The sequence below is a fragment of the Methylobacterium sp. P1-11 genome (assembly GCF_008329595.1).
Lineage (GTDB): Bacteria > Pseudomonadota > Alphaproteobacteria > Rhizobiales > Beijerinckiaceae > Methylobacterium.
The window spans coordinates 163,975-183,387 of the sequence record NZ_NPKS01000007.1 but is presented as its reverse complement, the minus strand read 5'-3'; the positions used below and the strand labels follow the sequence as shown (position 1 = coordinate 183,387).

The 19,413-nt window shown below is 69.7% G+C and carries 17 protein-coding genes; 11 read left to right on the top strand and 6 right to left on the bottom strand.

Annotation, left to right across the window (positions count from 1 at the left end):
• Positions 1-45 precede the first annotated feature (45 nt).
• The 6 genes from CIW48_RS09805 to lpdA all read left to right on the top strand — a co-directional run bounded on the left by CIW48_RS09805 (position 46) and on the right by lpdA (position 6,045).
• Entirely contained in the window at positions 46-1,488 is a 1,443-nt protein-coding gene (locus CIW48_RS09805) for a pyruvate dehydrogenase complex E1 component subunit beta (protein ID WP_149310626.1), read from the top strand.
• A gap of 60 nt (positions 1,489-1,548) precedes the next feature.
• Positions 1,549-1,836 carry a DUF5076 domain-containing protein gene (locus tag CIW48_RS09800; RefSeq protein WP_149310625.1) on the top strand — a complete coding sequence of 96 codons (288 nt, stop codon included), beginning with the start codon at positions 1,549-1,551 and terminating at the stop codon, positions 1,834-1,836.
• Between the two features lie 15 nt (positions 1,837-1,851).
• Positions 1,852-2,445, top strand: a complete 594-nt coding sequence (locus CIW48_RS09795; protein ID WP_149310624.1) for a Uma2 family endonuclease — start codon at positions 1,852-1,854, stop codon at positions 2,443-2,445.
• Between the two features lie 4 nt (positions 2,446-2,449).
• Complete coding sequence (locus CIW48_RS09790; RefSeq protein WP_149310623.1) at positions 2,450-3,877, top strand: pyruvate dehydrogenase complex dihydrolipoamide acetyltransferase; 1,428 nt, start codon at positions 2,450-2,452, stop codon at positions 3,875-3,877.
• A gap of 257 nt (positions 3,878-4,134) precedes the next feature.
• Positions 4,135-4,605 carry a DUF559 domain-containing protein gene (locus CIW48_RS09785; protein ID WP_149310622.1) on the top strand — a complete coding sequence of 157 codons (471 nt, stop codon included), beginning with the start codon at positions 4,135-4,137 and terminating at the stop codon, positions 4,603-4,605.
• Positions 4,606-6,045, top strand: a complete 1,440-nt coding sequence (lpdA, locus tag CIW48_RS09780; protein WP_149310621.1) for a dihydrolipoyl dehydrogenase — start codon at positions 4,606-4,608, stop codon at positions 6,043-6,045.
• Between the two features lie 46 nt (positions 6,046-6,091).
• Here the strand turns inward: lpdA and CIW48_RS09775 are convergent, their stop codons facing one another.
• Complete coding sequence (locus tag CIW48_RS09775; protein ID WP_149310620.1) at positions 6,092-6,316, bottom strand: hypothetical protein; 225 nt, start codon at positions 6,314-6,316, stop codon at positions 6,092-6,094.
• A gap of 225 nt (positions 6,317-6,541) precedes the next feature.
• Here CIW48_RS09775 and CIW48_RS09770 point away from each other — a divergent pair, with 225 nt between their 5' ends.
• Positions 6,542-7,525 (top strand): threo-3-hydroxy-L-aspartate ammonia-lyase, encoded by a 984-nt coding sequence (locus CIW48_RS09770; protein WP_149310619.1) that lies wholly within the window; start codon positions 6,542-6,544, stop codon positions 7,523-7,525.
• 122 nt (positions 7,526-7,647) lie between these two features.
• The gene (locus CIW48_RS09765) at positions 7,648-8,025 is read left to right on the top strand and encodes an iron-sulfur cluster assembly accessory protein (protein ID WP_149310618.1); all 378 of its coding nucleotides are present in this window, start codon (positions 7,648-7,650) and stop codon (positions 8,023-8,025) included.
• Positions 8,026-8,404: 379 nt separating this feature from the next.
• Here the strand turns inward: CIW48_RS09765 and CIW48_RS09760 are convergent, their stop codons facing one another.
• The 3 genes from CIW48_RS09760 to CIW48_RS09750 form a co-directional block, all read right to left on the bottom strand.
• Positions 8,405-9,463, bottom strand: coding sequence for a GGDEF domain-containing protein (locus tag CIW48_RS09760; protein WP_149310617.1), 1,059 nt, complete (start codon positions 9,461-9,463; stop codon positions 8,405-8,407).
• A gap of 101 nt (positions 9,464-9,564) precedes the next feature.
• On the bottom strand, positions 9,565-11,109 hold the full coding sequence (locus CIW48_RS09755; RefSeq protein WP_149310616.1) for a DEAD/DEAH box helicase: 1,545 nt from the start codon (positions 11,107-11,109) through the stop codon (positions 9,565-9,567).
• A gap of 220 nt (positions 11,110-11,329) precedes the next feature.
• The gene (locus CIW48_RS09750; RefSeq protein WP_149310615.1) at positions 11,330-11,707 is read right to left on the bottom strand and encodes a hypothetical protein; all 378 of its coding nucleotides are present in this window, start codon (positions 11,705-11,707) and stop codon (positions 11,330-11,332) included.
• A 438-nt stretch (positions 11,708-12,145) separates the two neighbouring features.
• On the opposite strand from CIW48_RS09750, the gene CIW48_RS09745 reads away from it, so the two are divergent.
• Both CIW48_RS09745 and CIW48_RS09740 read left to right on the top strand, forming a co-directional pair.
• A complete protein-coding gene (locus CIW48_RS09745) occupies positions 12,146-13,012 on the top strand; it encodes a porin family protein (protein ID WP_091786323.1) in 867 nt (288 codons plus the stop codon).
• A 202-nt stretch (positions 13,013-13,214) separates the two neighbouring features.
• A complete protein-coding gene (locus CIW48_RS09740) occupies positions 13,215-13,709 on the top strand; it encodes a PRC-barrel domain-containing protein (protein WP_091786325.1) in 495 nt (164 codons plus the stop codon).
• 161 nt (positions 13,710-13,870) lie between these two features.
• Here the strand turns inward: CIW48_RS09740 and parE are convergent, their stop codons facing one another.
• Positions 13,871-15,931, bottom strand: a complete 2,061-nt coding sequence (gene parE / locus CIW48_RS09735) for a DNA topoisomerase IV subunit B (protein WP_149310614.1) — start codon at positions 15,929-15,931, stop codon at positions 13,871-13,873.
• 359 nt (positions 15,932-16,290) lie between these two features.
• Between parE and CIW48_RS09730 the strand changes: the two genes are divergently transcribed.
• A complete protein-coding gene (locus tag CIW48_RS09730; RefSeq protein ID WP_149310613.1) occupies positions 16,291-16,479 on the top strand; it encodes a hypothetical protein in 189 nt (62 codons plus the stop codon).
• A 187-nt stretch (positions 16,480-16,666) separates the two neighbouring features.
• Here CIW48_RS09730 and topA read toward each other — a convergent pair whose 3' ends face one another.
• Positions 16,667-19,351 carry a type I DNA topoisomerase gene (topA, locus tag CIW48_RS09725; RefSeq protein WP_149310612.1) on the bottom strand — a complete coding sequence of 895 codons (2,685 nt, stop codon included), beginning with the start codon at positions 19,349-19,351 and terminating at the stop codon, positions 16,667-16,669.
• Positions 19,352-19,413: the final 62 nt, after the last annotated feature.

Genomic DNA, 19,413 nt, shown 5'->3' with positions numbered 1-19,413 from the left:
TACCGCTGGCCGCCCCCTAACGCATAAACGACCGCAGAGCTGAGCATGGCGACCGACATCCTGATGCCCGCCCTCTCGCCCACCATGGAGGAGGGCAAGCTCGCCAAGTGGCTCAAGAAGGAGGGCGACCCGATCAAGTCCGGCGACGTGCTGGCCGAGATCGAGACCGACAAGGCCACCATGGAGGTGGAGGCGATCGACGAGGGCGTGCTCGCCAAGATCCTGATCGCCGAAGGCACCGAGGGCGTCGCGGTCAACACGCCGATCGCCGTCATCGCAGGCGAGGGCGAGGATCCGTCGACCGTCCAGTCCGGCGGCGGCGCCAAGCCCAACGGCGCGGGCGGCCATCCGGCACCGACGCCCGACATGCAGGCCGAGGGCATGGCCGAGAAGGCCGCCCCCGCCGCGAAGTCCGGCGACGACGCCCCGAAGGCGCCGGCGGCGCCGGCCGTCATCACCAACAAGGCGCAAGAGCCGGTGATGGAGGAATTCCCGGCCGACACGCCGATGGTCACCCAGACCGTCCGCGAGGCCCTGCGCGACGCCATGGCGGAGGAGATGCGCCGCGACGGCGACGTCTTCGTCATGGGCGAGGAGGTCGCCGAGTATCAGGGCGCCTACAAGGTCACCCAGAACCTGCTGCAGGAATTCGGGCCCAAGCGCGTGGTCGACACCCCGATCACCGAGCACGGCTTCGCGGGCATCGGCGTGGGCGCGGCGCTCGCCGGCTTGAAGCCGATCGTCGAGTTCATGACCTTCAACTTCGCCATGCAGGCGATCGACCACATCATCAACTCGGCGGCCAAGACCCTGTACATGTCCGGCGGCCAGCTCGGCTGCCCGATCGTGTTCCGCGGGCCCAACGGCGCGGCCGCCCGCGTCGCCGCCCAGCACAGCCACGACTACTCGGCGTGGTACTCCAACGTGCCGGGCCTGAAGGTGATCGCGCCCTACACGGCGTCCGATGCCAAGGGCCTGCTCAAGGCGGCGATCCGCGACCCGAACCCGGTGATCTTCCTCGAGAACGAGATCCTGTACGGGCAGTCCTTCCCGGTGCCGAAGCTCGACGACTTCGTGCTGCCGATCGGCAAGGCGAAGATCCACCGCACCGGCAGCGACGTGACCATCGTGTCCTTCGCAATCGGCATGACCTACGCTCTCAAGGCCGCGCAGGCGCTGGCCGAGCAGGGCATCGAGGCCGAGGTGATCGACCTGCGCACGATCCGCCCGATGGACAGCGAGACGGTGGTGCAATCGGTCAAGAAGACCGGCCGCTGCATCACCGTGGAGGAGGGCTTCCCACAATCCGGAATCGGCGCCGAGATCGTCGCTCGCCTGATGGTCGACGCCTTCGATTTCCTCGACGCCCCGGTCCTGCGCATCACCGGCAAGGACGTGCCGATGCCCTACGCGGCCAACCTCGAGAAGCTGGCGCTGCCGACGGTCGCCGAGGTCGTCGAGGCCGCCAAGAGCGTCTGCTACAAGTGACGGGCGCGCGGGCGACGCCGTCGCCCGCCCCGGCCAGGATCGAGGAACAGCCGGCGCGCCATGAGCCAGGATTCCAGCAGCGACTTCGCCGAACTCGCGATCCCGCCCGACGCTCTGGAGCAGGGCGGCATCGAGGTGCTGCGCGCGGCGGTGGTCGACGGCGCGGTGAGCGTGGCGCTGCGCCGCTCCTTCGACGATCCGGCGACCTGGGGCCGGCTGCTGGTCGACCTCGCCCGGCAGGCCGCCCGCGCCTACGCGCTGGAGACCGACCTGTCGGAGGAGGAGGCGCTCGAGCGCATCCGCGCCGGGTGGGAGGCCGAGGGGCTCGACCCCGGCGGCCTCAACTAGCGATGGCGTCCGACCATGGCTGAGGCGGTTCTCCGGCAGGCGACCTACGCGGATCTGGAGGCGGTCCCGGAGCATCTCGTCGCCGAGATCATCGACGGCGTGCTGGAGACGCATCCGCGGCCGAGGCCCCGGCACGCGATGGCCGCCTCCGACCTGTCCACCTTGCTGGGCACGCCGTTCCGCTATGGGCGCGGCGGCCCTGGCGGTTGGATCTTCATGGTCGAGCCGGAACTCCACTCGGGTACCCATGTCGTGGTGCCTGATCTGGCGGCTTGGCGCCGGGAGCGGGCGCCGACGGATTTGGAAGCGGCCTACCTCGAGATCGCGCCGGACTGGGTCTGCGAGATCCTCTCGCCGTCCACCATCCGCCTCGACCGGGGCCGCAAACGCAGCATCTACGGCGAGGCTGGGGTCAGCCACCTCTGGCTGCTCGATCCGGCCGCGGGCGTGCTCGAAGGCTTCGCCCTCGCGGACGGGCGCTGGGTGCTCCTCGCCACGATCCAGCGCGGCGAAACCGTGGCGCTGCCGCCCTTCGACGCCGTGCCGTTCCCTCTCGACGACCTCTTCCCCTTCGACGATCCGGCCGCCCCGGCCCAGCCCGAGACCTGATGCCATGCCGATCAACGTGCTGATGCCCGCGCTGTCGCCCACCATGGAGAAGGGCAACCTCGCCAAGTGGCTGAAGAAGGAGGGCGATCCGATCAAGTCCGGCGACGTGCTGGCCGAGATCGAGACCGACAAGGCCACCATGGAGGTGGAGGCGATCGACGAGGGCGTGCTCGCCAAGATCCTCGTGCCCGAGGGCACCGCGGACGTGCCGGTCAACGACCTGATCGCCATCATCGCCGCCGAGGGCGAGGACCCGTCGAGCGTGCAGGCCGGCGGCGCGCCGAAGGCGGCCTCCAACGGCGAGGCCAAGGCCGAATCCAAGCCCGCGGCCGGCGCCTCGGCGGCCGACCAGAACACCACGCCCGGCGGCGGCCACATGTCGTACGAGCGGGTGAACGCCGCGCCGGAGGGCGCGCAGCCGAGCGGTGCACCGCAAGGCGGCGCGCAGGCTGGATCGGGTGGCCGGGTCTTCGCCTCGCCGCTCGCCCGGCGGATCGCCAAGCAGGAGGGCGTCGATCTCGGCGCCGTCCAGGGCAGCGGGCCGCACGGCCGCATCATCGCCCGCGACGTCCAGGCCGCGAAGGCCTCCGGCGCCACCAAGGCGCCCGCCGCCGCGCAGCCCGCCGCCGAGGCGCCGAAGGCCGCTGCCCCCGGGCCGAAGGCCGCCCCCGCGGGCGGCGCGCCGGCCGGGCTTACCACCGATCAGGTCAAGGGCTTCTTCGCCAAGGACGCCTACGAGGAGGTGCCCCTCGACGGCATGCGCAAGACCATCGCCAAGCGCCTCACCGAGGCGATGCAGGTCGCCCCGCACTTCTACCTGACGGTGGATTGCGAGCTCGACGCGCTGATGAAGCTGCGCGAGACGCTGAACGGCTCCGCCGGCAAGGACAAGGACGGCAAGCCCGCCTTCAAGCTCTCGGTGAACGACTTCGTCATCAAGGCGATGGGCCTCGCGCTCACCCGCGTTCCGGCCGCGAACGCGGTCTGGGCCGAGGACCGGATCCTGCGCTTCAAGCACGCCGAGGTCGGCGTCGCGGTGGCGATCGACGGCGGCTTGTTCACCCCAGTGATCCGCCGGGCGGACGAGAAGACGCTCTCGACCATCTCCAACGAGATGAAGGATTTCGCGGCGCGCGCCCGCGCCAAGAAGCTGAAGCCCGAGGAATACCAGGGCGGCGTCACCTCGGTGTCGAACCTCGGCATGTTCGGGATCAAGCACTTCACCGCGGTGATCAACCCGCCGCAATCCAGCATCCTGGCGGTCGGCGCGGGTGAGAAGCGCGTCGTCGTGAAGGACGGGGCGCCGGCGGTGGTCCAGGTGATGACCTGCACCCTATCGTGCGACCACCGGGTGCTGGACGGAGCGCTCGGCGCGGAGCTGATCTCGGCCTTCAAGGGGCTGATCGAGAACCCGATGGGCATGCTGGTGTGAGCAGGGCTTCTCTCCTCCCCCTTGTGGGGAGGAGTTGGAGGTGGGGGTGGTGCAGAAGGCACCTTTGCACTCAATCTTGCATCACCCCCACCCCTGACCCCTCCCCACTAGGGGGAGGGGAAAGCGCGTCAGCGAATGTCGAGGTGGGGGAACGTGACGGGCATCGGTCAGAACACACGCTCTTGGTACGATGAACCGTACACCATGCTCACGGTGAGCATGATTCCATCAGCCACGTTCGATTGACACGCCGCGCTATGCCCTGGGACCAGCAGCCTCGGAGAGCAGCGTCCCCACGAGCTGCCGTGAATGCTAAGACATTGCGGCGCTCGCTGACCGAACCTGAAAAGCGCCTCTGGTGGCACCTGCGTCACCGCCTACCGGTGGAAGGCTCGCATTTCCGCCGGCAAGTCGCTTTCGGCCCCTACGTAGCCGATTTCTGCTGCCTGTCGGCCCGCCTCATCATTGAGGTCGATGGCGAGCAGCACGGCTTCGAGTCTGGCACGGCCTACAACACCCTCCGCGATGCCTATCTCCAATCCGAAGGTTTCCGCGTCCTGCGTTTCCCGAACCGCATGGTCCTGCGGGAGATCGACACCGTCCTCGATACGATCCACGCGGCCCTTGCCGCATCCGACGCGCCTCTTCCGGATTCAGCCGGCCAGGCGGAGCCACCCCCACCCCCAGCCCCCTCCCCACAACGGGGAGGGGCGTTCGCGGAGAGGTAAATGTCCGATACCTACGACGTCCTCATCATCGGCGCCGGGCCCGGCGGCTACGTCACGGCGATCCGCGCGGCGCAGCTCGGCTTCAAGACCGCCGTGGTCGATCGCGAGCATCTCGGCGGCATCTGCCTGAACTGGGGCTGCATCCCCACCAAGGCCCTGCTCCGATCAGCCGAGATCTTCCACTACTTCCAGCATCCCGGCGATTACGGCCTGACCGCGGAAAAAGTCGGGTTCGACACCGCCGCCATCGTGAAGCGCTCCCGCGGCGTCTCGGCCCGGCTCAACGGCGGCGTCGGCATGCTGCTCAAGAAGAACAAGGTCGACGTGATCTGGGGCGAGGCGGCGGTCGACAGCGTCGCGAAGGGCAACCAGCCCGGCCAGGTCACCGTGAAGGAGACCAAGCGCGCCGAGCCGCCGAAGGGCGCCAAGGGAGCGGGCACCTACCAGGCCAAGCACATCATCGTGGCGACCGGCGCCCGGCCGCGGGCGATCCCCGGGATCGAGCCCGACAAGAAGCTGATCTGGACCTACTACGAGGCCATGGTCCCCGAGACGATGCCCAAGAGCCTGCTGGTGATGGGCTCGGGCGCCATCGGCATCGAGTTCGCCTCGTTCTACCGCACCATGGGCGCCGAGGTGACCGTGGTGGAGCTGCTGCCGCAGATCCTGCCTGTGGAGGATGCCGAGATCGCCGGACTCGCCCGCAAGCGCTTCGAGAAGCAGGGGATCAAGATCCTCACCGGCGCCAAGGTTACGAAGGTCGAGAAGGGCGCCAACTCCGTCACCGCGACCATCGAGGGCGGCGACGGCAAGACCCAGCAGATCACCGCGGAAAAACTGATCTCGGCGGTCGGCGTGGTCGGCAACATCGAGAATATCGGCCTGGAGAAGCTCGGGGTGAAGATCGACCGCGGCATCGTGGTGACCGACGGCCTCGGCCGCACCAACGTGCCCGGCCTCTACGCGATCGGCGACGTCGCCGGCCCGCCGATGCTCGCCCACAAGGCCGAGCACGAGGGCGTCATCTGCATCGAGACCATCAAGGGCCTGCACACCCACCCGATGGACAAGGCCAAGATCCCGGGCTGCACCTACTGCCAGCCGCAGATCGCCAGCGTCGGGCTCACCGAGGCCAAGGCCAAGGAGCAGGGGTTTGCCGTGAAGGTCGGCCGGTTCCCCTTCGCGGGCAACGGCAAGGCGATCGCGCTCGGCGAGCCGGACGGGCTGATCAAGACCGTGTTCGACGCCAAGACCGGCCAGCTGCTCGGCGCCCACATGGTCGGCGCCGAGGTGACCGAGCTGATCCAGGGCTACGTGGTGGCGATGAACCTGGAGAGCACCGAGGAGGAGCTGATGCACACGGTGTTCCCGCACCCGACGCTCAGCGAGATGATGCACGAGAGCGTGCTCGACGCCTACGGCAAGGTGATCCACACATAAGGACAGGGTCGCGCCGCCCGGCCACAGCCGGTCGGCGGCACCCGGCCTACCCCCGCCCTGCCTCCACCGGCTCCGCCTCCTCCGGCGACGGCACGTAGGCGCACCATTCGCAGATGCCCCGCTCGGCCCCGCGTCGCGCATTGCGCTGCGAGCAGAGCGGGCAGACGAGCAAGATCAGCCGCGTGCCGGACCGGAGCGCCAGACCTCGGCCCCGGAACGTGACCTCGGTCACCCCGTCGCCAGAGGGGCGGTCTCGAATCCAGGCGCTCATCCGGTCCGGCCCGGCGCATGCCGGCGGACCCGATCCCCCGGCCTGTCCGTCGATCCCATCAGCATCCCGATCACGCCCCCCAGCGCTCCGGCGACGTTTGCCCCGGTGGGACAATCCGTGAAGCGCCGAATGGCTCCGCTTCGGAAGGGCGGCTCGGGTGGGATGCGCCCGGAGGCAATCGGCCCTATGGGTAGCGGGGCGGCGGACAGGGACGGTGCGACTGCGATGCGGGACGAGGACACGGACGGACTTCCCACCTTCGCCGACGTGGCGCGCGCCGCCGAGCGCATCGCGGGCGCCGCGCACCGCACGCCGGTCCTGACCTCGCGCACCGCCGACTCGATGACCGGCGGAAAGCTGTTCTTCAAGGCGGAGAACCTGCAGCGGGCCGGCGCCTTCAAGTTCCGCGGGGCCTACAACGCGATCAGCGCCCTGCCGGAGGCAGCCCGCGCCCGCGGGGTGATTACCTTCTCATCGGGCAATCATGCGCAGGCGATCGCCCTCGCGAGCCGGCTGCTCGGCGCCCCCGCCACGATCATCATGCCGGGCGACGCGCCGGCGGCGAAGATCGCCGCCACCCGGGGCTACGGCGCCGACGTCGTCCTGTACGATCGCTACACCCAGGATCGGGAGGCCCTCGGCCGGGAGATCGCGCAGGCCCGCGGTCTGACGCTGATCCCACCCTTCAACCATCGCGACGTCATCGCCGGCCAGGGGACGCTGGCGCTGGAACTGATCGAGACGGCCGGACCCCTCGACGTGCTGGTGGCCTGCCTCGGCGGCGGCGGCCAGCTCGCGGGCTGCGCTCTGGCCGCCGCGGAGCTGGCGCCGGGCTGCCGGGTGATCGGCGTCGAACCGGAGGCGGGCGACGACGGCCAGCGGTCGTTCCGTGAAGGCCGGATCGTCACGATCCCGGTCCCCCGCACCATCGCCGACGGCGCCCAATCGACGGCGCTCGGCGATCTCACCTTCGCGATCATCCGCGCGCGGGTCACCGACATCCTCACCGTCACCGACGCGCAGCTCATCGAGACCATGCGGTTCTTCGCGAGCCGGATGAAGCTCGTGGTCGAACCGACCGGCTGCCTCGCGGCGGCGGCAGTGCTGAACGGGCTCGTGGATGTCCGGGACAAGCGCGTCGGCGTGGTCATCAGCGGCGGAAATGTCGATCTCGCCACCTTCGCGCGGCTCACCGGCGCGGCGACCTGAGGCCGCGATTGCGGGGCCGGTGTGACCCGGGCGCGGTGGACCGGCCGCAACCCAATGCTTATCTTGTGGATGTCAGAATGCGCGTCCCCGGGCCTTGAACCCGGCTGGGCGGGAGGGTGACGATGTCGACTGGGTTCAAGGTTCTCTCGCTGACCGATCGCGCCGCCGATCGGATTAAGGCGATCATGGCGGAGGCCGACCGGCCGATCGCGGGCCTGCGGGTCGGCGTCCGCAACGGCGGCTGCGCCGGCATGTCCTACACGATGGAATATGCCGAGGCGGTCAAGCCCGGCGAGGACGTGGTGGAGGATCGCGGCGTCCGGGTCTTCGTCGATCCGAAGGCGGTCCTGTTCCTGCTCGGCACCGAGATGGATTTCACCACCAACAAGCTGGCGTCGCAGTTCGTGTTCAACAACCCGAACCAGACCTCGGCCTGCGGCTGCGGCGAGTCCGTGGCGATCACGCCGGTCTCGGCGGACCGCCTGTCCGCGCAGGCCTGAGGGGCGAAGGAGAGGCCGAGGCGACGGGAGGCGGCGCACGCCTCCTGTCGGTGCAAGCGTGCAGCTTCGCAGGTCTCGCGCTCGTCGAGGATCCGAGAAGCGGCGCGGTGTCCGGACCGGCGGACGCCCGAGGGCTCCGCGGGTCGGAAAGCGCGTCTCTGTTTCGAGGTTCGACGACCGATCATCCGCGCCGCCTGTCCGGGTCCGCGCAGCGAAGCCTGGAATCGAGACCCGCCGACGCGGCACGATCTTCCATCGACAAGTGGTTCCAGGTTCCGGTCTCGCCTGCAGCCCCCTGGAAAGTCGGGGTGAAGCCGCTGCGCGGCGGCCCTGCGGACGGGCCATCGGGCACTCGACGCGACTCGCGCCGGGGGCAGCTCTAGGCCACCTGCGACAGCGACTCGGCGGCGTCGTCCAGCAAGCGGTTCCGGCCCGCGCGCTTGGCCGCGAACATGCACAGGTCGGCCCGTTCCATCAGCGAGGCCGGCGTGTCGCCCGGGCGTAGCACTGCGACCCCCAGCGAGATGGTGACCTTGCCGAGCGACTCGCCGGTCGAGCGCTTGACCAGCTCGCGGCCCATCACGCTGGCGCGAACCGTCTCCGCCACCTGCTTGGCCGCGACCCGGTCGACACCGGGGAGGATGATGCCGAATTCCTCGCCGCCGAACCGCGCGAGCTGCGCCTGCTTCCCGGCATTCTCGCGCATCACGATCGCCACGAGCCGCAGGACCTGGTCGCCGGTGAGATGACCGTACAGGTCGTTGAAGCGCTTGAAGAAGTCGATGTCGAGGATGATCAGGCTCATGGGCGTGGTGCGCGCCCGCGCCGCCTCCATGGAGGCCTTCAGCGTCTCCTCGAAATGCTTGCGGTTCGCCAGCCCGGTCAGGGCGTCGGTCAGGCTCTCGCGGCGGGTCGCCTCGAGCTTCTCGCGCAGGGTCTCGATCTCGCTGCGCGTCTCGCGCATGCGGGCCTCGAGGATCCGATTGTTGGCGGCAACCTCCCGGGTCGTGGCGACCAGCGTCGCGACGATCTCGGCGAACCGCGCCCGGCTCGGGAGGCCCTGAGACAGGTCCTGAGCGACGCCGCGGAGGGACTCGCTGTACTGCGCCGTCGAACCCAGGGACAGATCCAGGATCTCGGTGACGGCCGCGATCTCGCTCAGAACCACGCGGCTGACATCGTCGGTGGTGCTCGCGAGGTGACGCCCGTCGAGATAGGTCTCGTGCAGGTCGTCGATGTCGCTCTCGGTCAGGCAGCCGTTCTGGGTGGTCAGACGCTTCACCGCATCGGCAAGGAGCGGAAGCTCGCCCGAGACGTAGGCGTACCAGACGGCGTAGGCGCGCGGCGTGGCGGACGGTCCGTAGTCGCGAATCAGATCATGGCTGCGCTTCGCCAACGCGAAGCTGCGATCGCGGTCCGAATAGGTCTCCTGGCTCATCCGTATCCCGTGGTCCGGGGCGACCGACGCGCATGCGCCGCAGCCCTGACTTGATATACGGCAGCCTGGTAGCCGGACAGTTAAGCCCGACGAGACCTTTGTTACTTATCCTTCTTCGCCAAGACTGGTCGAAGCAGGAATGCCGGAACGTGGGATCCGAGGCCCACGGGCGTGTCCCCATCCGCGTCGATCCGGCGTCCACGTTCCTCGCGCGCGGACTCGCCGCCGCGGGCGGTCGAACGCAGTGCGGCGCGCGGCTCGGGCCGGCTCTCAGGGCGGCTTTCGGGACGGTCGTCCGCACGCGGCGCGGCGCGGCCACCGCGTGTGCGGGCCGGACGCTCGCGGACCTCCTCGGCCTCGCCGGTGCTCCGGGCGCTCTTCTCGACGCCCCCCTTGTCGAAGCCGCTCTTCTCGCCGCCGCTCCGGCAACCAGCCTTCGCGGAACGCGCGCCGCGGCGGCCCTCGCCCGACCGGCCGCGATGACGCGTGCCGGTGTCGCCGGACGATTCGGCCACCGTCGTCAGGTCGCCGTCCAGCCAGGGAATCGGCTGGCCGATCAGCGCCTCGATGGCACCGAGGGAACGTGTATCCTCTGGGGCGACCAGCGTGTAGGCCGTGCCGCTCCTGCCGGCGCGGCCCGTGCGGCCGATCCGGTGGACGTAATCCTCGGGGTGATGCGGCACGTCGAAATTGAAGACGTGGCTGACGGCAGGGATGTCGAGGCCGCGTGCCGCCACGTCACTGGCGACCAGCAGGGCGGTCTCGCCGTTGCGGAACGCGTCGAGGGCCGTCGTGCGGGCGCGCTGGTCCATGTCGCCGTGGAGCGCCGCCGCGTCGAAGCCGTGGCTGACCAGGGACTTCTGCAGCAGCGCGACGTCGCGCTTGCGGTTGCAGAAGATGATCCCGTTCTTCAACTCGTCCTCGCCGCGGATCAGGCTGCGCAGGCGCTCGCGCTTGGCGTGCCCCTCGGCACCGGTCGCGACGAGGCGCTGCGTGATCGTGGTGGCCGTGGAGGCGGGCCGCGCCACCTCGACCCGCTGCGGGTTGTGCAGGAACATGTCCGCCAGCCGCTCGATCTCCGGCGGCATGGTGGCGGAGAAGAACAGGGTCTGCCGGGTGAACGGCACCATCTTGGCGATCCGCTCGATATCGGGGATGAACCCCATGTCGAGCATGCGATCGGCCTCGTCGATGACCAGCAGCTCCACACCGGTGAGCAGCAGCTTGCCGCGCTCGAAATGGTCGAGGAGGCGGCCCGGCGTCGCGATCAGCACGTCGGTGCCGCGCGTCAGCTTGGCGTCCTGGTCGGCAAAGGACACGCCACCGATGATCAGCGCGACATTGAGCTTGTGGTTGGTGCCGTAGCGGTCGAAATTCTCGACCACCTGGGCGGCCAGCTCGCGCGTCGGCTCCAGGATCAGAGTGCGCGGCATCCGGGCCCGTGCGCGGCCGTTCTCCAGCAGCGTCAGCATCGGCAGCGTGAACGCCGCCGTCTTGCCGGTGCCGGTCTGGGCGATGCCGAGGACATCGCGACGCGCCAGGACGTGGGGGATGGCCTGCGCCTGGATCGGCGTCGGCTCGGTGTAACCCGCCGCTTCGACGGCGTTAAGGACTTTCTCACTCAGTCCCAGGTCGGAAAAAGGCATTTGCGTTCAGGAACCGTTGCGCGCCCGGCCGGCGCGAAGGACACCGTCGCGGCAACGGCTGGGGAAGGCTCGCGTGGGGCGCTCGGATGCTCCCGGGGCCGCGGGGCGCATCGTCCCTGTCAGTTAGGGCCTTGGCGCGACTTGTCAATCTCGCAATCGCCTCGCGGTGGCGGCAGCGCACGGCCACGCACAAGGGATCGAGCGCGCAACCCGGCGCCGATCAGGGTCGAAGACGGTCGGCCTCGGGCGCGCGGCAGGGGTCCAGGCGGGTGGACCGGGCGGAGGGCACCGACGCGAGGGCCCCGGTCGTCTCGGGATCGGCGGTCCCGGACTCGGCCGGATGCGCTGCGGCCGCGAGGGCGGTGACAACCGGCCTGTCGTCGGACCGGTTCAGCCGCGCGAGCTGGGAGGCGGCGGTCACCGCAAGGATCCCGACCAGACCTGCCACCCGCAGCGCCCAGGGCAGGGGGCCGGCGGGCCGGCGCGGCCGGGCACCGCCCGTTCTCTCGATGGAGGGTTCAGCCTGGAGCCCGGGAGCGGCCTTCAGGAGCCGGCGCTTGCCGAAAGTCGTTCGGCTCCGGTCGTCGCGGCTTTGCATGAGGGGCGTTCTCCGCTGGGCGCCAGGCCGGACCCGGTGCGCGGCGCAACAGGCCCCGTGCAACCCAGGACAGTCGGGGGACATGGTTAACCATCCGCTTACGACAGAGTCGTCCCTTCGCCAAAGTTGTGCCGGAATAAAACGCCCGCCATCGCCCGCCTCTCCAGAGACCTCGGTCGATGTCATCCGGGCCGCGACGGCACCCTGGAATATGCACACCGCGCAACGCAGCTAGTCTTCCGAGACTTTCCAGCTGTCCCCGCCCTGTCGAGGCGCACGATCGAGCCGGGTGCTTTGGGATTGGGTCCGCTAGTCTTCATCTTTCGTTGACGGGATGTCCCTAATCTGAGGATGCTTGTTGCAGGAAAGCGACAGACCCGCCATCCGAGAGCGCCTAGAAGGCTGCCGGCTCAAGCTAACCCCAGGACCGACACCACCATGAAGAAGCTCCTCCTCGCATCCACCGTCCTCGCAGGCCTGACCGTCACGGCGTCCGCTGCCGACCTGCCGCGCCGCGCTGCGCCGCCGCCGGTGTTCACGCCGGTGCCGGTGTTCACCTGGACCGGCTTCTACGTCGGTGTGAACGCCGGCTACGGCTTCGACGCCAGCAGCCGCAACACCAGCAACTACGCCCTGCCGGGTGGCTCGCTGATCAACTCGCCCGGCACGGCCGGCGTCGTCAGCGTCAACAACCGCAGCAACAACGACGGCTTCTCGGGCGGCGCCCAGATCGGCTACAACTATCAGTTCACGCCGGGCTCGGGCGTCGTGATCGGCTTCGAGGCTGACGCCCAGTACGTCGACTTCGCCCGCCGCGCCAACGCCACCCAGAACTACGCCTTCGGCGGTGTCCCCGGCTTCGCCTTCGCGGCCCCGCGCGCCTTCGTCGCCACCAGCGGCAACGGCCTCGACTACTTCGGCACCGTCCGCGGCCGCCTCGGCTACGCCTTCGACCGCACCCTCGTGTACGGCACCGGCGGCTTCGCCTACGGCTCGGGCCAGGACGACCAGAACTTCGCCGGCAACCGCTTCCGCGACAGCTTCCGCACCGGCTGGGCCGCCGGCGGTGGCGTCGAGTACGCCCTGCCCACCGACTCGTTCCTGAACTTCTTCCGCTCCTCGGCCGTGACGCTGAAGGTCGAAGGCCTGTACGTCAGCCTCGACCGCCAGAAGAACGCCGCGGGCGGCGTGTTCTACCCGACCCTCCTGGCCCCGAACGGCACCGCCTACCTCAACGGCGCCGCCGCCAAGACCGAGTTCGCCGTCGTCCGCGCCGGCCTGAACTACAAGTTCGGCTCGTACTAAGATCGAGAGCCGGAGCCGGCTTGACCGGCTCCGCGCAACGGAAGGGCTCGGCCGCAAGGCTGGGCCCTTCCGCGTTTCGGGCGGCCTGCCGGGCGCTCCAGGTGCGACAGGGACGGCTGGAACCGCGCGTGCCACCCGCGATTGAGACCGCGGCGCCCACAGGCATCCCGTGAAGGGATCCGGCGCAGCGGAGCGATCAGCCATGAAAAGCCGAATCCTTCTCCTGTCGCTCGCCGCCCTCTCTCTGGCGGGGACAGCTGCGGCCGCGCAGGACGCCACCGTGATCGGCAAGGATACGGTCCTGCCGGGCACCGGGCCCGGCACCGCGACGGACGGCACGGGGGTCGGCCGGCTGATGGAGGCGGCGAGTGCCGAGGACGCCGCCAAGCGTCAGGGGCTCAAGCCCGTCGCCTTCCTGACCACGAAGATGATCGGCGTAACGGTGCGCAACGCCGCGGGGGACAGCGTCGGCAAGATCGACGACCTCCTGATCACCGATGGCGGAATGCTCAGGGCCGTGGTGATCGATGTCGGCGGCTTCCTCGGGCTCGGCAGCAAGCTCATCGCCGTGGAACCCGGCGCCCTGGTGCTGCGGCCCGGCGGTGATCGGTTCTCGGCGGTCCTGAACATGAGCAAGGACACGGTGGCGGCGGCCAAGCCCTTCGACCCGGCCAAGGTGATCCCGGCGCCTCGATAAGCCGCGACCGAAGCCCGGCGCCCCTCTTTGCGGGCGAAGCGAAGCAACCTCGCGGCGCCCGGTTCACCAAGGTCGCGCCGTTCCGGATCGGTTCGCTCCGCTCGCAAGGACGGCGCGGCCCCGCCGGCCGACGCAGCATGGGCCGCGTCGGCGCAAAAGCGTCAGATGTCGAGATCCGCCCCCTCGGCGAAGGCCGCGCGCTCGCTGATGAAGGCGAAGCGCGCCTCGGGCTTGTTGCCCATCAGGCGCTCGACCGTGTCGCCGGTGGATTCCCGGGCCTCGTCCAGAACCGCGACGCGCAGCAGCGTGCGCTTCTTCGGGTCCATGGTGGTCTCCTTGAGCTGGGCCGGCATCATCTCGCCGAGGCCCTTGAACCGGCCGATCTCGACCTTGCCGCCCTTGAACACCGTCTTGATGATCCGCTCACGATCCGCGTCGTCCCGGGCATACGCCACCTTCGAGCCCTGCTGGAGCCGGTAGAGCGGCGGGATCGCCAGGTAGAGATGCCCGCGGTCGATGAGCTTCGGCATCTGCCGGTAGAAGAACGTGATCAGCAGCGACGCGATGTGGGCGCCGTCCACGTCGGCGTCCGTCATGATGATCACCTTGTCGTAGCGGAGATCCGTCTCGCGGAAGGCCGTTCCGGTGCCGCAGCCGAGCGCCAGTGTCAGGTCGGAGATCAGCTGGTTGGCGCCGAGCTTGTCGCGCGAGGCCGAGGCGACGTTGAGGATCTTGCCGCGCAACGGAAGGATCGCCTGCGTCGCCCGGTCGCGGGCCTGCTTGGCCGAGCCGCCGGCCGAGTCGCCCTCGACGATGAAGATCTCCGAGCCCGCGGTACCCGCCGCCGAGCAATCGGCGAGCTTGCCGGGCAGGCGGAGCTTGCGGGTGGCGCTCTTGCGGGCGACCTCCTTCTCCTGGCGGCGCCGCAGTCGCTCCTCGGCCCGGTCGATCACCCAGTCGAGCAGCTTGTTGGCCTGGGCCGGGGAGGCGGCGAGCCAGTGGTCGAAGGCGTCGCGCACCGAGGTCTCGACGATGCGCTGCGCCTCCACGGTGGCGAGCTTGTCCTTGGTCTGCCCCTGGAACTCCGGTTCACGGATGAAGACCGAGAGCATCGACGCGCAGGTCGCCATGACGTCGTCGGTGGTCACCGCCGTCATGCGTTTGGCTTGGTTCACCCGCTCGGCGTGCTCGCGCAGGCCCCGGAGCAGCGCGACCCTTAAGCCCGCCTCGTGGGTGCCGCCCTCAGGCGTCGGGATCGTGTTGCAGTAGGAATGCGAGATCCCGTCCTCGGCGACCATCCAGGCCACCGCCCATTCGAGCGACCCGTGCGAGCCCGGCTTCGTGATCTTGCCGGAGAACATCGCTTCGGTGACGAGTTCCTTGCCGTCGATGTCCCGGGCGAGATAGTCGCGCAGGCCGTCGGGGAAGCGGTGGACCGCCTCTGCCGGCACGTCCTCGAGCCCCTCCAGGAGGGTGGGAGCGCAGCGCCAGCGGATCTCGACGCCGCCGAACAGGTAGGCCTTCGAGCGGGCCATCTTGAACAGGCGGCGCGGGTCGAACTTCAGCGAGCTGAAGATCTGGGCGTCCGGGTGGAAGCGGACTCGGGTGCCGCGCCGGTTCTGCACACGGCCGACCAGCTCCAGCGCGCCTTGCGCGTGACCCCGCGAGAAGGTCTGGCGGTAGAGCGTCTGGTTGCGGGCCACCTCGACCTCAAGCAGGTCGGAGAGCGCGTTCACCACCGAGATGCCGACGCCGTGCAGGCCGCCCGAGGTCTCGTAGACCTTCGAGTCGAACTTACCGCCGGCATGCAGCGTGGTCATGATGACCTCGAGCGCCGACTTGCCGGGGAATTTCGGGTGCGGGTCGACCGGGATGCCGCGGCCGTTATCGGTGACCACGAGGGCGCCCGATTCCTCCAGCTCCACCTCGATGAAGCTGGCATGGCCTGCCACCGCCTCGTCCATCGAGTTGTCGATCACCTCGGCGAAGAGGTGGTGCAGCGCCCGCTCGTCGGTGCCGCCGATATACATGCCGGGGCGGCGCCGGACCGGCTCCAGCCCCTCCAGCACCTCGATGTCGGAGGCGGTGTAGCCGCCCTCCGGCTCGGCGGCCGCGAGCGTCGCCACCGAGGCCGAGGCGTCCAGGCGTCGCCGCGGCTCGGGCGGCCGGGGGGCCGGGCCCTTGCTGCCCGGCCCGAACAGGTCGCGCGCCGGATCGCTCACGCGCGGCCTCCGCGCGCGCGGCGCGTCGGCCGGCTCGGAATCGCGCAGACGTGTCTTGGGTCGTGGAGCATGCGCCTTCATCCCCGCATCATAGCGGAACAAAACGTAAACATCAAAGCCGTTCGCCCTCGGGCGAGGCGCGCGCATCATCGCATGCTGCGCTGCCGCGAGCGAGGGCCGGAGCCGCACCGACACCCAAGAGGACCGGGCCGCCCGTCATCACCACGTTGCACAACAATGAGTTAAGGCTTTCTCGTGGCCTGCTCGCCCGGCTTCCCTAGGCGGCCGCCGGAACAGAACGGGACGATCGACGTTGGTGGCGGAGACAAATCTTGACCGTGGTGAGGGAGCCGCAATCCATGAGCGACGCCGCGATTGAGGCCCGCCGCCTGACGTTGATCCGCTTCGAGCACGCGGCCGGCGCCGCCTTCGGCTGCGATGACGACCCGGCCGGCGTGCCGCCCGCCCGCATCCTGATGAATGCGACCACCATCGCGCTGGCGACTTTTGCGACGGCTGTGGCCGCGACGATCACCTACCTGGTCTGAGCCGCGCTCCGATCCGAGGCCGGTTCCGCGAGACGCTTCAGGCCGCCCGAAGCGCGCTCGGCCGTCAGCCCCATCGCGAACCCGCGCCCTCATCATGAGGTGCTGGAGCGCAGCGGGGCCGGCAGGATGAGGGGTGCGCTGGGGATCCCCGCGTCGCCCCGCTCCGGACCGCAGACAGCGAGCCCCTTCAGCCAGAACTCGACTTCTTCGCCGCGGCCTTCTTGGCCGCGGGCTTCTTCGTCGCTGTCTTCTTGGCGGCCGGCTTGTCGCCGGTGGCCTTGCGCGCGGACGTCTTCCGGACCGCACCCCGCTTCGCCGGCTTGCCGCCGCCCGCCGCGCGCTTGGCGTTCACCAGGGCGATCGCCTCGTCCAAGGTCAGCGCCTCGGCGGTCATGGTCTTCGGCAGCGTGGCGTTGACCTCGCCGTCGGTGACGTAGGGCCCATACTTGCCGGCCTTGACCACGAGGTCGCGCCCGCTCGCCGCATCCGTGCCGAGCGGGCGGCCGGGATCTGCGGCCGCACGGCCGCGTCCGCCGCCCTGCTCCTTGGCGACGATCAGGTCGATGGCGCGGTTGCCGCCGATCTCCAGCACGTCGTCGTCCTTGCCGAGATTGGCGTAGGTCTTCCCGTGCTGCACGTAGGGCCCGAACCGGCCGAGATTGGCCAGGATCGGCTCGCCGGTCTCGGGGTGGCGGGCCACCTCGCGGGGCAGCGCCAGCAGCGCCAGCGCCTTCTCCAGATCCACATCCGAGGGGCTGAGCCCCTTCGGCAGCGACGAGCGCTTCGGCTTCGCGGCGTCCTTCTCGGTGGAGGCCTCGCCGAGTTGCAGGAACGGCCCGAACCGGCCGTCGCGGAGCGTCACCGGCAGGCCGGTCGCCGGATCGTTGCCCAACACCCGGACGCCCGGCTGGCCGCCCTCGGCCGAGGAACCGTCCCCCTCGCCGTCGACGCCCGAGGCCGAGAGCTGGCGGGTATACTTGCACTCCGGATAGTTCGAACAGCCGATGAAGGCGCCGAACTTGCCGAGCTTCAGCGACAGCTGGCCGGAGCCGCAGGTCGGGCAGGTCCGCGGGTTCGAGCCGTCGCCCTTGTCGGGGAAGATGTGCGGGCCGAGAAGGCCGTTCAGGGCCTCCAGCACGTCGGTGACGCGCAGTTCCTTGGTCTCGGCGATGGCGGCGGAGAAATCGCGCCAGAAGTCGCGCAGCACCGCCCGCCAGTCGATCTCGGCGTTGGAGACGCGGTCGAGCTGCTCCTCCAGGCCGGCGGTGAAATCGTACTCGACGTAGCGCCGGAAGAAGCTCTCCAGGAAGCCCGTGACGAGCCGCCCCTTGTCCTCCGGTTGCAGCCGCTTCTTCTCGATCTTGACGTATTCGCGATCCCGCAGCGTCTGGAGGACCGCCGCGTAGGTCGAGGGCCGGCCGATTCCGAGCTCCTCCATGCGCTTCACGAGGCTCGCCTCGGAATAGCGCGGCGGCGGCTCGGTGAAGTGCTGGGTCGCGCTGATGCGCTCGCGGGTGAGCGGGTCGCCGGCCTTCATGGGCGGCAGGCGGCGGCTCTCCTCGTCCTCCTCGTCGTCCTTGCCCTCCTGGTAGAGGGTCAGGAAGCCGTCGAACTTCACCACCTGGCCGGTGGCGCGCAGGTCGATCTGGCGCGGCCCGACCGTCGCGGTGACGTCCACGGTGGTCCGCTCCAGCTCGGCCGATTCCATCTGGCTCGCCATGGTGCGGGTCCAGATCAGGTCGTAGAGCTTGGCCTGCTCGGGCTCCAGGTGCCGCGCGACCATCTTGGGCAGGCGGCCCATGTCGGTCGGCCGCACCGCCTCGTGGGCCTCCTGGGCGTTCTTGGCCTTGACGCTGTACTTGCGCGGCACGTCCGGCACGTAGCGGTCGCCGAACTCCTTGCCGATCACCCGGCGGGCGTCCTGGATCGCCTCCGGCGCCATGTCGACGCCGTCGGTCCGCATGTAGGTGATGATGCCGACGGTCTCGCCGCCGATGTCGACGCCCTCGTAGAGGCGCTGGGCGACCCGCATGGTCTGGGCCGGCGCCATGCCGAGCTTGCGCGAGGCCTCCTGCTGCAGCGTCGAGGTCGTGAAGGGTGGCTGCGGGTGGCGCTTGGCGGGCTTGGCCTCGACGCTCGCCACCTGGAAGGTCGCGAGTTCGAGGTCGCGCCTGAAGGCCGCGGCCTCATCGCCGGTGCCGACGTCGAGGCGCTGGATGCGCTTGCCGTCGGCGCCGACGAGGCGGGCCTCGAAGGTCGCGCCGTCGGCGGTCGTCAGCGTGGCGATGAGCGTCCAGTACTCGCGCGGCTTGAACCGCTCGATCTCCATCTCGCGCTCGACCACGAGGCGCAAAGCCACGGATTGCACGCGCCCCGCCGAGCGGGCGCCCGGCAGCTTGCGCCACAGGACCGGCGAGAGGTTGAAGCCCACGAGGTAATCGAGCGCCCGGCGCGCCAGGTAGGCGTCGACCAGGGCCTGGTCGATCTCCCGGGGCTTGCGCATCGCCGCCTCGACCGAGGACTTGGTGATGGCGTTGAAGGTGACGCGCTCGACCGGTATGCCCTTGAGCGCCTTGCGGGCGGTCAGCGCCTCCAAGACGTGCCAGGAGATCGCCTCGCCCTCACGATCCGGGTCGGTGGCGAGGATCAGCTTGTCGGCGCCCTTGACCGCCTTGGCGATCTCGGAGACCCGACTCGCCCCGCGGTCGGCCAGCTCCCAGACCATGTGGAAGTCCTGCTCGGGATCCACAGAGCCGTCCTTGGGCGGCAGGTCGCGGATATGCCCGAAGGAGGCGATGACTTCATAGTCGCGGCCGAGATACTTATTGATCGTCTTGGCTTTGGCCGGCGACTCGACGACGACGACTTTCATTCAGACCTCTGCCCCTGACGGAGCCTGGGCGCGACGGACGAATTCTGTTCGAGATTCGCGTG